Origin of the sequence: Streptomyces sp. NPDC002574 (genome assembly GCF_042889545.1) — a bacterium.
Lineage (GTDB): Bacteria > Actinomycetota > Actinomycetes > Streptomycetales > Streptomycetaceae > Actinacidiphila.
The window spans coordinates 130,742-143,472 of record NZ_JBIARB010000020.1 but is presented as its reverse complement, the minus strand read 5'-3'; the positions used below and the strand labels follow the sequence as shown (position 1 = coordinate 143,472).

The following is a 12,731-nucleotide window of genomic DNA, read 5'->3' as shown; positions in this document are numbered from 1 at the left end:
CGGTGGCCGTCTTTCTATCCGGGGACTCACTCCAACGCCGAGACAAACACCCGCATCAGGTGGGAACCCGTACACCACTTCCAAGGACGCAACCCGCTGGCATCCGCGCCACCGCGGCTGTGACGGCCTCGTCCTGCTGGTCTTGGTGTGCTGCGCAGAGGGCCGGCTCTGGCGCCTGGCCGATACCTGCCAGGCCTGTACCACGGCCACGCCGCATGCCGCGCCGGTGCCCGAGCCCCAGGTCAGCAACGCCACGGGCCACAGCGCGTCCCGCGATGCGGATGCACAAAACCGTGTGTCGCCACGCGTCCTGGACTGGACAGGTAGCCATACAGCAGAAGTGTGGTGGCGGGATGGCGACGCGGCGCCCCCGTAGCCGGACCTTCGCGTTCGCATCGACTCCGGCCTGCTGGGCTGGCGCACCGACGACAGTCGGCTGACCTGCCCCGTCGTCCGGCCTCCGGCAGCGTCACCGAGACCCTGCACCGGTATCGGGGCCGGTTCGAGCTGGCCTTCTGCGCCTTCAAATTCGCCGTAAGCCCCGGCGAGACCGTCCTGGAACGCGGCCCCTCCGACCAGTGGGCCTGGTGGGAGCCGAGACCGGGCCGCTCCTGGTGGCAGCCATCGCCGTCTACTGGAACGGAAGACCTCATGAACGAGCAGGACCTGCGCCAACAGTTGTTGGACCACCTCACGGCCGACGGCAGCGTGCGCTCGGCGCAATGGAAGGAGGCCGTCGCCGTCACCGCGCGGCACGAGTTCCTTGGTGGCGGCTTCTTCCGTCAGGTGCACGGTTCGGTCCCGACGGCATGGGAGCCGGTGATGCCCGGCGACGAAGGCTGGCTGTCCGGTTGCTACACCGACGTCTCGCTGGTCACCCAGATCGCCGGCACGATCGTGCCCGGTGACATCCACGGCCGGATCCTGCGCCAGCCCACCAGCTCCAGCACCCTGCCCGGCCTGGTCGTGCGCATGCTGGAAGACCTCGAGGTCGAAGACGGCATGCGGGTGCTGGAGATCGGTACCGGCACCGGCTACTCCACCGCGCTGCTGTGCCACCGCCTCGGGGACGACCTGGTCACCTCCGTCGAGGTCGACCCCGTGGTGGCGACCGCGGCCGCGACCACGCTGGCCACCCTCGGCCACGCCCCCGACCTGGTCACCGGCGACGGCCTGGCCGGACACAAGGACGGCGCCCCCTACGACCGGGTCATCGCCACCTGCGGCGTGCTCACCATCCCCGGCCAGTGGATCGCCCAGACCCGTCCCGGCGGCCAAATCCTCGCCGCCGTGTGCGGCTGGATGCACTCCTCGGAACTGGCCCGCCTCACCGTCCACGACGACGGCAGCGCAACCGGACGGCTCCTGGGCGGGCAGGTCTCCTTCATGCTCGCCCGCCCCCACCAGCCCCCACCCCTGGGCATGCTCCCCAACACCGACGGCGGCACCGAACGCGACACCACGATCGACGCCAGCATCCTGGACGACTGGACGGCCCGGTTCGTCGCCCAGACCGCCGCACCCGCAGCGCAGCGCCTCGACCTCGGCGACCGGGGCCAGCTGCTCCTGGACACCGACGCCGGAAGCTGGGCCCTGCTGCAGCCCGGCCGGCGCGGCTGGCGGGTCCGGCAAGGCGGCCCCGAACGCCTGTGGGACCTCGTCGAAGACCACCTCCAACGGTGGCTCCACGACGGATCCCCCAGCCAGGATCAGTTCCGCATCACCATCACCCCCGACGGGCACCACACCTACACCTGGCCCCACGCCCGGTGACACAGGGGGTCAGAGCCAGCCGTGCCCTGCGGAGCGCGCCGGCGGCAGTCGGTGCGCGGCCCTACGACCCTCGCCCCACACCGCGCACCGCAGCCCCAGGGGACCCGGGCAAGGGCTGCCGCTCCCCCGCGGCGTGCGGCGGTGCAGACGGGGGAGGACAGGCGGCTTGGAGCGTGTCCCCCTGGTGATCACCACTGCTCGGGATCCTGCTTGAGGAGGCGCTGCAGGCGCTGCGCACGACGTTTTCCGATGTGCAGCTGCGTCTGAAGTTGTCGCAGCGACACGCCCTTCAATGCGTTGCGGCCGCTGCCGGCGCGGACGGCTGCGTCGAGGCGGCATACCTCCTCCAGGAGTTCGTCGCTATCCAGGTCGGGCCGGACTCCTGTCGCATCCGTATCCGCGTCCGGGGCGGGTGCCTTGGCGTGCGGCTGCGCATCCGCCCCGCCATCGTGTGCATCCGGCTGCGCATCTGTCCTGTGGTGATGTGCATTCGGCTGCGCATCCGCTGAAGCTGGCTGGGCCGGGATGCGGGCGTGTACGGCTTCGGTCCGGCGCGGGTCTGCAACGGCGGGATACGGGCCGGGCGTGTCCGCGTCGAGGACCAGTTCCTGCTTCTCCCCGGCTTTGCTGCCCGGGTTGCAGGCCGATGGCCCGCTGGCAGCGGAAGGGGTGTGCGGCCTGGCCCGCCGTTCCAGCCGTCGTGGCGGCCCTGTCTGTCTGTTGTGGTTTCCACCAGGGAAAAGCCCGGGCGCAGTGCCTCTTTCCAGGTCGGGGGCATCTCCATGGTGGTGAGGTCGCCTGCGGTCCGCCGGACAGCAAGCAGACGAAGCATTTTCTCGCCCTGCTCGGGATCCTCCCCGACCCCGGCGCGGGCGACGGCGGCCCCAAGTCGCCTGTTCCTGACGCTTTCCAACCATTGGGCGGCCTTCGGCAACGACGCAAGGCGCACCGCCTTGTGGGTGGCCCGGTCGCGTGTGATCTGTTCGGCGTCGCGGCCGCGGTCGGCCAGGCCGAGGCGGGAGAGCAGGCGCTCGCGGAGTTCACGCAGGAGCACGGCGGGGACGCTGTCGGACAGGGCGCCGGGTTTGGCGTGCCACAGGTCCAGGCCGAGCGCGAGGTGGCACAGCAAGGCGGCCAGGACCGGTCCGACGAAGGCGCGGACGGTGCCGCCCCAGATGTCGGGGCTCTCGGTGTAGGCGGGGACCACCTGGACGGTGGTGATCAGCCACACCAGCATCCCGGGCGCTCCGGGCTTGTTCTTGTAGTGCATGTTGCTGCGTGCCATGAGTGCGCAGCCGAACAGGGCGAGTTCGGCGGCGAAGAACAGGAAGCTCCGCTCGCGCAGGGAGTGCATCTCCAGGTGCTCCTCGGCGAACCGCCAGGAGGTGTCACCGCTGTAAGCGGTGCACCCGGCGGCGGCGAGCGCGGCCACCACGACAGCGGCCGGATGCCGCTTGTTCTTCTTGCGTTTCTTGTTTCTGGTGGCCTTCCGCTTGGCGCCCGCCTGGCTGCGCCTGCCGCTGCTGGGCTGCGCATCCGGGGACGGCGGCTGCGCAGCCGCGGCGTGCAGCCGGCGGTGCCAGGAGACTCCGGCCAGGACCATCGTGACAAGTTGCGCGAGGACGATCAGGACGCCGGCCATGTGCAGGGGGTGCAGGCGCAGCCAGTTGAGCAGGCTGTTCACCGCACACTCCTCGGCCAGATGTGCGGACGGGTGGCGGACCATGTGGCGAGGCGGAGATGGGCGCGATGGGCACCCGGGAGGCGGATCGCTGCCTGACGGCAGTGGCCATCGCCGACGGAGGCAAGGGTTTCGGAGGTCGTTTTCACCTCAGCAGTGCACCAACCGCACCAGAGGCCGGACGTCGGTGCTGCAGCCGCGTCCCAAGCCCCGCAACACGGATTGGGAGAACGTCCCGCTCGACGCAATCGGGCACCCGCACCACCACACTGCCGGTCCCCCTTCACCAGGCCGACACCAAGCCGTGAGCACCGGCGACGAGACGCAGGGTTCCGCAGCCGCGGCACGCCACCAATGGCGACCACCACAGGAAGCCGGAAACCCGCACGATGACACCGCAACCCTCACCCCGCCAGCCCAGTTCCGGCCCCGCACCCCAGCGTCGGCAGTAAGGGTGAAGACAACGATCGGCCCGCGCGCGGGGTTATGGACGCCGTCCCGGGGCCGGGGGTGTGTCAGGCCCCTGCGCCCCGGGTGGTGGGCCCGGCGGCCAGGGCGCGGGCTGCTGCGGAGAGGAGCCGGCGGTGCGGGCTGCGCTGCGCCGGCGCAGGGCGTCCAGGCGGGCCCGGGCGCGGGTGTGGGTGTAGCGGTTGCGGGCGTCGGTCAGGTGCTCCCATTCCCGGGCGCTGTCATCGGTGGGGCGGGGGCCGAGGATGTCCAGGCCGGTGTGGTTTCGGCGTTGGCGGTAGTCGGTGATGGCGGCGATGAGGCGGGTGTAGTCGTACAGCTCCCCGGAGTTGCCGGGATCCGGTGCCGGGATGCTGTCCATCCAGGGTTCAGGGGCGGGCTCGCCGGTGAGGGCGGCGGCCAGGGCACGGCGGGCCAGCGCAGCGTGGACGGTGTAGGCGGCGCGGCTGGCGGTCACACCGTCACGGTCGGCGGAGGCTGGGGGTGCGGGCGGCGGTGTGGGGTGCGGAGGGTGGGTCGGAGCGGGGATGGGCGGCAGGCTGAGGGGCGGTGCAGGCGGTGGGGGCGGCACCACCGGGGCCGCGACGTTGGGCGGCGGCGCAGGAACCTTGGATGGCGGGATCGGCGGTGGGGGCAGCGGGGTGGGGACCGGGGCGGCGGGTGGTCTGCTGGGCCGGGCGGAGGGTGCGGGCAGCAGCGCCGGGGCCAACTCGCCGGGGGCCTGGGTGCGGGCGGCAGCGCCGGGGCCGGTGGTCAGAGCGCGGATGCGGGCGGCCATGGCGTCCCAGGCGGCCCCGTCGTCGGTGTCACCCGGGCGTGGGCCGAGGCCGGGGACCGTGGTGATGGCGTGCCGGGTGCGCCACAGTTCTGTGAGGGCGCAGGTCAGCTCCCAGGCGGTGCGGCGCTCAATGGATTCCGCGGGTGGGGGCGGGCCCAGCGGCCGCGTCCAGGCCGGGGGCGACCCGGCGAGGGTGCGGCCGCGTTCTGCCAGGGCCCAGGCGAGGATGCGGTGACGTGTCGTCAGGTGATGGCGCCAGTGTGCGGGGGTGTCGGGGTGGTCCTGGGCGGTGCGGTCGGCGACCCAGTCCGGTATGTCGGCCGGGTACGGGGGCCGTTGCGTGCGCCGGCCCGGCATCCCCAGTCGGCGCAGGAGTTCGGCGTTGAAGGCGTCGGCGAGCGCATCGGCCCCGGCAAGGACGGTGCGGGCGTGGCGGAGCCGCTGGTCGGTGTCGAAGGCGCGGGTGCGGTGGTGGTGGCGTATCGCGGCCAGCGAGGACTGCGACAGGTGCGGGGTGCGGTCGCGTTGCCAGTCCTCGCGCGCCGCGTCCCGCCAGGGCAGGGCGCTGCGCAGGTCGTCCTCGGCGGTGAGCGCGGCAACGGTGTTCGAGGCGGCGGGCGACAGGGGTGTGCCGGTGCGTTCGGCATCCCGGCGGACGGCGCCGACCGTGGCCAGGTGGGTGTCGAGTTCGGTGCGGGAGAGCGGACCGTAGGGGCGGTGCGGCCAGGCCGGGTGGGTGCGGCCGGTGCGGGTGGTGACCGGGACCGGCAGCGCGCCGGCGGCGGCGTCAGCGGCCTGCAGTTCGCTGTGGGCGGCCGCACGCAGGCTCGCGGCCCGGGCCATGAGGGTGTGCAGTCGGTGCGACGGCAGCACGGCCAGCCCACCGGCAGCCGGGGAGGCTGCTGGGTCCTGCCCGCCCGGGCACGTCACACCCGCCTGCTCGGCTCGCGCGGCACGCACCAGGCGGAGCAGGCGTCCAGCAAGGCCCGCGGCCAGGTCCGCGCCGCCCGCGGGGCCCCCGCCGTCCTTTGTGGCCTCCGGGTAGTCATCGGCGGCGTGCCGGCTGCCGGTGCCGTCCGGGCCGTCCTGTGTGGTGTCCGGGCCGGGTGGGGTGGCCTGCGCGAGCACGGCGGGCAGGTCGGCTCCGGCGCGTTCGGCGTCCAGCAGCGTGCGGGCCAGCGTGGGGAAGGTGTCGGCGGCCAGCAGTGCGGCGACCCGGCCCGGGCCGAGGGCACGCTCCAGGAGGCTGGTCAGGCGGGCGGTGGTGGCCGCGGCGGCGGCGTCCGCGTACTGCGCGGCCAGCGTCGCCGGGTCGATGGCCCGCTGCTGCAGTGCGGCGGTGGTTTCGGTCGCCGACACCTGCGTGCTGCGCCGGGCCGCGATCGCCTCCAGCGCCCGCGAGACGTCCTGCCCGTCGTAATCCAGGGCCAGATAGAGGCGGTTGGTGTGCCGGCCGCGGGTCAGCTGGACGTAGGCGCCCTCGCGGGTGGAGCCAGGGGCGGCCAGGGCGTGGGAGGTGTCGACGGTCATGCCTTGGGCGCGGTGGACGGTGGAGGCATAGCCGAGTTCGCAGTGCGCGGCCGCATAGCCGGCGGTCAGGCGGGTCCGTCCCTGGTGGCTGGTGTGGCGGACGAGGAGAGTTCCGCTGGGCTCGATGGCTTGGACGGTCCAGGTGTCGCCGTTCTTGACGAAGTCGCGGCTGCCGCGCACGGTTCGGCGGCGGTCGTTGCGGCGGGTGACGACGACGTCGCCGACATGGGCGCGCAGCCCCCCGCGCAGGGCGGCGGAGCGGCCTGCGGTAACGGTGCCGCGGGAGCGGTGCCAGGCCTGCGCTTGGACGTTGAGCGCGGCAACGGTGGCGGTGTCCGGGGCCGTCATCAGCGTGCTGCGCCCGGCGGCGGTGTCCTTGGCCCACGCGGTGAGCACGGCCTGTTGCATCCGGTGTGGTGTGCCGGCGATGATGCGGCCGCGGTCCCAGTACCAGGCGAACGCCTCCCCCGGGTGGTCGCTGTCCCGCAAGACCAGGGACGCTCCGGCCTCACCGTCGGTGCGGAAGCGGTGCAGCCGGTCCAGTTCGACCACTCCCCCGCCCGAAGCGATCATGCGCAGCGCGCCGCCGGACTCGACCGCGGCCAGCTGGCAGGGGTCCCCGAGCAGCCGCACCGCCGCCCCCGCTGCGGCGGCATCAGCCACGATCTGGTCCAGCCGGCGGGTGCCGGCCATGCCGGCCTCGTCGACCAGCACCACATCACCCGGCCGCAGAGCGAAAGCCTCCCCGACCGGGCGGGCTTGGGCGGCGAGTTCGCGCCCGCGCAGCCAGGAGTGCAGGGTGTGCGCGGGCCGCTCAAGGTCGGTCCCGAGTACGCCTGCGGCGCGGGCAGAGGGTGCAAGTGGGATCAGGCGGCCACCGGCCGCGTCCACCGCGGCAGCGAGCAGTCGCATCGCGGTGGTTTTCCCTGACCCGGCCGGCCCCAGCCCGGCCAGAAGCAGCTTGTCCGACACGGCGAACGACGCTGCCAGCTCGCGCTGCCCGGCATCCAGCCGCCCGCCGTACTGCGCGGCCACGCCGGCGAACACCTCCCGCCCGACGGGCGCCGCCACCCGCGTTTGGGTGGCGGCCATCAGCCGCTCCTCAGCCGCCAGCAGCGAGCGCGTGGTGTAAGTACGAGACCCGATCGCGCGGTAGACGCTCTCACCGTCTTCGCGGGTCAGCTCCAGATGCGCCGGGTGAAGGTCGGGCGGGGTGACCTCCTCACAGTCCGCGTCGGCCAGGGCTCGGTCGGCGATGGCGTCCGCGGCGCCGGGCGGGGCCGTCGCACCGGCCAGGGTGCGGGCCAAGTAGCGGCGGGCCTCGGACAGCACGTGTCGGCGGCGGAAAACGGCGCGGTGCGCAGAGACTTCGGCGAGCACCTCGGCGGCCGCCCCGGCGACATCGACATCGACCTCCACCACCTGCTCACCGCCCGGCCCTGACCCCGAACCAGGAGTTTCTGCACCCGCGGTGCGGGCGGCAAATGCCTCACGGCCAGCAGCCATCCCGGCAGCGGCTTCATCACCGGCTCCACGGGCGGCGGCTTGCGCTGCCCGCAGCACGCCGTCCACCGTCGCCCGGTCCGTGGCGGCGATCGCCCGCTGCCGCCAGCGGCCCAGCAGCGCATCCAGCGACCGCGCGGCGGGTTTGGGCTGTCGCGTGGACAGCCGCGCCTGCTCCTGCAGCCGGTACCGCACAGCCGGGTCGGGCTGCCGGCCGTACCGATGCTGGTAGTCCTCCAGCAGATCGCCTGCCAGGTCGCGGACCGCCGTGCCGCGCTGAGAAAACACCGCCCGCAGCCGCGGATCGATGCCCACGACCTGCATCACCGGACGCCGGCCCGGCGTGACCTCCACCGGCTCGGTCCGCAACCCCAACCGGGAGCACAGCAGTTCCAGTACCCGCTGGTTGAACAGCTCCGAGGCTGAAACGATCTCCCGGTACAGCAGGCGTTCATCCAGGTTCCGCCACCGCCCGTCCGGGCCCTGAACGCGGGGGCTGATCACGACGTGCTCGTGCAGCATCGGGTCCCCCGCCCGGGACTCGTAGTGCAGATACACCGTCGCCAGCACCCCAGGCCTCGCCCGCAACTGCGCCGGTCCACCGGCCCCTCTGCGTACCGCCAGCGCGTGGTCCTCGATCCACGCGACGGTCTCGGACCGGGCCTGCTCCTGCACCTCGAGCACGACCTGTCGCACCCGTTCGTCCCCGAGCGCGAACAGCAGCGACAACTCCTGACACGAAAACGTCAGGTCATATCCGGCGCGAGCCTGGCGCTGCTTTCCGGTGCGGCAGGCCAGGAACCGGGCGAGTTCCTTCCCGTCATCCGGCGCCCGCTGGTACTCGGCGCGGAACGCGCGCGCGGCCACTTGCATCTTCAGGTTCCTGGCCTCGGCCGTGGTCAGCGGCCGGCACATCTGCTCACTTGCGTGCCGCAGCACCTGATCGATCTGCCGCTCCAACGGCGACCCCTCCGCAAGGCTGGGTATCGCAGGACCAAGCCTGGCCGCATCCCACACCCGCTTCTTCGTCGCGCCCGCCCATGTTTCACGCGCCACGATCGCCTCGGCGTCCGGGTGCATCCCCAGCCCGAACAACGCCCGCATCTGCGGATCACTCACCTCACCGGCAAGCCCCAGCACAGTCGCCGCCCGCCCGTGCCACTGCCCCACCGGCACCCCAGGCATGGCCGAGGACACCGCGACCCCACCACCGCCCACCCCATCGCCCTGGGCAATGTTGCGCCGGTAATACGCGTATCCCGCGGCCGTGATGGCCTTGCACGTCATACCCACCCAGCCACGGCACCACAACAACCAGCACCCCCTACGGCCCAGACCAGATGCCTCCCCCACCCCGGGAAACGATCACCCTTGGCCTTCCGCCCGACGGGACCAGCCCCTCACCCCGCCACCCCGACCCCCGCACGTACCAGAGGTGCGAACGACACCAACCCGCACCCCAGCCGGGAACCACCCACCACCCACCGCAGGTCCACATCGCCACATCAGGCCCCGCCGGCAACCACCCCTACAGCGACCGGCCCCGCACCCCTACCCCGCGCCCGACACGGTCGCGTACCCCACAACCACAGCAGGGCCAGGCGGCAAACTGGGAGCAGCCGGACGGCAGACGAACCGGGGCCAGGCCGGCCGCGGACACAGGCCACCGCAGCGCACCACCGTCCGCAGGCCGACAGGGGATATGAGCCGCACACCTTCTCGGCGAATGTGAGCCTGCGGGCGCGGGTGGCCGAAGCCGGTCACGACCACGGGATCGTCCCCGTCGTCGTCCAGACCGAGGAAGCCCAGGTTGGCCAGGGCACCGAGGCCGACAGCGCGCAGGTGGGCCAGGATGCGATCGCGGCGGGCGGCGGTGGTCGGAGATCAGCCTCTTCCCAAGTCCGCTCGGAGCGTCTGATTGATGACGAGGTCGGCCGTGAACAGGGCCTCCGCGTCGCCGTCCGACCAGGTGTCCAGCAGCTCCTGCGCGTCGGCCTTGCTCATGCCGTCGGCCTCGGCGCCGCCGGCGTCACGCTCGACGTGGCGTGCCGCGACCAGCGCGGCAGGGACGGTGTCGATGTTGTACTCCATGCCCCGGTCGGCCTGCGCCTCGGTCGCCGCGTGCTCGCGCAGCACGTCCTCCCACACCGGCCGGGGCAGCGCCAGGACCGTCTGGGTCAGGGTTGCCTCCGCGCGGGCGTCCTGTGCGGCCGTCAGGTCGGCATCGGCGGCCAGGACCCGCGGGTTGGACGCCACCCAGGCGTCGCGCTGGTCCTCGCGGATGCCCTGTTCGGTGCACTCGGCCAGCGCCCCGACGCGGGCCTTCGCCAACGCCAGCGCCGCGTTGGCCTGTATGAAGACCAGGGCCTGTCCTACCAGGAGACGGCCAAGGCCACCGGCTAGAGCAACACAGCGGTCATCTCAGCCCTGACCCACATGGGTCTCCGCGGTCGGCAGCGCGACCGCCCCGGAACGGTCACCCGGTCCTGGTTGGAAGAGCAGTGCGTTCTCCCCTGCTGTCGACAACGTCGGACTACAACACGACGTCCGTGCAGGCAGACCAGGGCACCGACAAGGACACCGACCCCGTCAACGCCGGCCAGCGCCTTCTGGAGGAGCTCGGACCGCTGCATCGGGTCGCCCTGGCCTCGACGCTCAAGGCCGGAACCGGCGGGACCGACCTGCCTGCCGGCACCACGCGGCCAGCCCGCACGCACACGGTCAACACCTACGACCAGGGCCGTCCGAGTGACGGCACCGCCACGGTCGCCAACCAGGTCACCACGGTCAAGATCAGCGTCTTCGTCGACGGGTACCCGTCCGACGGCGACGTACGCACCTCGACGACCACGTTCGACTGGGTGAAGGGTCTGGCCACCAAGCAGACCACCGACCCGGCCGGGCTCGCGATCACCACCAGCACGTCGTACGACGCGCAGGGCCGCGTGATCAAGACCAGCCTGCCCAAGTCCAACGGCACCGACGCCGGCACCACCGTGACCACCTACTACTCGGCCACCGGCACCGGAGCCTGCAACGGCCACCTCGACTGGGCCGACATGGTCTGCTCGGTCGGCCCGGCCGGTGCGATCACCGGTGGCGGCTCCAACCCGAGCCAGTTGCCGACCAAGACCGTTGAGTACGACCGGTGGGGCAGCACGGCCAAGGTCACCGAGACCGGCAACGGCACGACCCGCACCACCGCCACGTCCTACGACACGGCCGGTCGCGTGAAGACCGTCAGCATCACCGGCGGGACCGGCACCGCAGTCCCGGACACGGCCACCACCTACGACGCCGCCAACGGCGACGTCGCAACCGAGTCCACCACGGCCGGCACGATCACCCACATCTCCGACCTGCTCGGCAGGGAGATCTCCTACAGCGACGGCGCCGGGAACACCACCACCACGAGCTACGACCAGCTCGGGCGGCCGGTGAAGACCACCGACTCCGCGCCGTCGACCACCACCTACACCTACGACACCGCCAAGGACCCCCGCGGTCTGGAAACCTCCCGCACCGACTCCGTCGCCGGAACCTTCTCCGCGACCTACGACGCGGACGGCGACCTCGCCACCCAGGCGATGCCCGGCGGCTACACCCTCACCACCGGCCAGGACGAAGCAGGCCAGGAAACCTCCCGGGTCTACACCCGCGACAGCGACCAGACCATCGTCGCCTCCGACACCGCCGACCACACGGCCCAAGGCCAGATCGTCGGCGAGACCGGAAGCAACGGCCAGACCCGCGACCGCACCTACACCTACGACGCCGTCGGCCGACTGACCCGCGCCGACGACACCGCCCCCGACGGGTCCTGCACCCGCCGCGACTACACCTTCGACAACAACACTGCCGGTAACTCCAACCGCACCGCGCTTGCCGTAGCCACCAGCGACACCGGCACGGCCTGTGCCAGCACCGGCGCGACCGCCACGTCCTACACCTACGACAGCGCCGACCGCCTCACCACCGCGGGCACCGTCTACGATGCGTTCGGCCGCACCACCACCCAGGCATCCGGCGCCACCATCGGCTACTACACCAACGACCTCGTCCGCACCCAGACCTCCGGCACCAACCGGCAGACTTGGAACCTCGACGCGGCCGGCCGCCTCGCCGCCTGGACCACCGAAACCAACACCAGCGGCACCTGGACCCAGAACGCCTCCAAAACCAACCACTACGGCGGCGACAGCGACAGCCCCGACTGGACCCAGGAAGACACCGGCAACCTGACCCGGAACGTCCAAGGACTCGGCGGAGACCTCGACGCCATCACCAGCGCCACCGGCGCCGTCGTCCTCCAGTTGACCGACATCCACGGCGACACCACCGTCCAACTCCCCCTGGACACCACACAGGCCCCAGTCGCCCTGGCCTACGACGAATACGGCAACCCCGAAGACGCCAGCACAGCCACCCGCTACGGCTGGCTCGGCAGCAAACAGCGCTCCAGCGAAACCGTCACCGGCGCCACCCTCATGGGAGTACGCCTCTACGACCCAACCACCGGACGCTTCCTCTCGGTCGACCCGGTCCCCGGCGGCTCGGCCAATGCATACGAATACTGCAACGGCGACCCCATCAATCGTTTCGACCTTGACGGCCGATTCTGGGCCTTCATAAAAAGACATCGCATGGGACTAGCGACTGCCGCCTTTACTATCGGGTGCTCCGTGGTGACCGGTGGCTGGGGAGCGTTTGCATGTGCCGCAGGGTCCGGCGCAGCACTGGGCGCGCTCAATTACCGCTGGAGCACCAAGAAGAAGAAGCGCCACATCGGTGGATACTGGGCTGCGACCTGGCGTGGCGGGAGGGACGGAATTGGGGACCACCTGCTCAACCCTGCAGGCGGGCACTACCTCAAGAAACCTGGAGCTCGCTTTGCTCGTCGGTACACGAGGTACGGTTATCGCACTGTAAGGCGTGCCTACCGCAACGGGTTCCGGAGTGGCTGGCGTACGTACAGCAACTGGAACCGGAGGTGGTAGC

At 71.9% G+C, this 12,731-nt stretch carries 5 protein-coding genes; 2 read left to right on the top strand and 3 right to left on the bottom strand.

Annotated features, from left to right (window positions below):
- The first annotated feature begins 651 nt into the window (after positions 1-651).
- Positions 652-1,773 carry an ATP-grasp peptide maturase system methyltransferase gene (gene tgmC, locus ACFYXS_RS36140; protein WP_389256026.1) on the top strand — a complete coding sequence of 374 codons (1,122 nt, stop codon included), beginning with the start codon at positions 652-654 and terminating at the stop codon, positions 1,771-1,773.
- A gap of 289 nt (positions 1,774-2,062) precedes the next feature.
- On the opposite strand, the gene ACFYXS_RS36135 is transcribed toward tgmC, so the two are convergent.
- The 3 genes from ACFYXS_RS36135 to ACFYXS_RS36125 all read right to left on the bottom strand — a co-directional run bounded on the left by ACFYXS_RS36135 (position 2,063) and on the right by ACFYXS_RS36125 (position 10,064).
- Complete coding sequence (locus ACFYXS_RS36135) at positions 2,063-3,457, bottom strand: hypothetical protein (protein WP_389256025.1); 1,395 nt, start codon at positions 3,455-3,457, stop codon at positions 2,063-2,065.
- Positions 3,458-3,938: 481 nt separating this feature from the next.
- Entirely contained in the window at positions 3,939-9,020 is a 5,082-nt protein-coding gene (gene mobF / locus ACFYXS_RS36130) for a MobF family relaxase (protein ID WP_389256029.1), read from the bottom strand.
- 597 nt (positions 9,021-9,617) lie between these two features.
- Positions 9,618-10,064 (bottom strand): hypothetical protein, encoded by a 447-nt coding sequence (locus ACFYXS_RS36125; protein WP_389256024.1) that lies wholly within the window; start codon positions 10,062-10,064, stop codon positions 9,618-9,620.
- A gap of 170 nt (positions 10,065-10,234) precedes the next feature.
- On the opposite strand from ACFYXS_RS36125, the gene ACFYXS_RS36120 reads away from it, so the two are divergent.
- Positions 10,235-12,730 (top strand): RHS repeat-associated core domain-containing protein, encoded by a 2,496-nt coding sequence (locus ACFYXS_RS36120; RefSeq protein ID WP_389256023.1) that lies wholly within the window; start codon positions 10,235-10,237, stop codon positions 12,728-12,730.
- The last annotated feature ends 1 nt before the right edge of the window (position 12,731 follow it).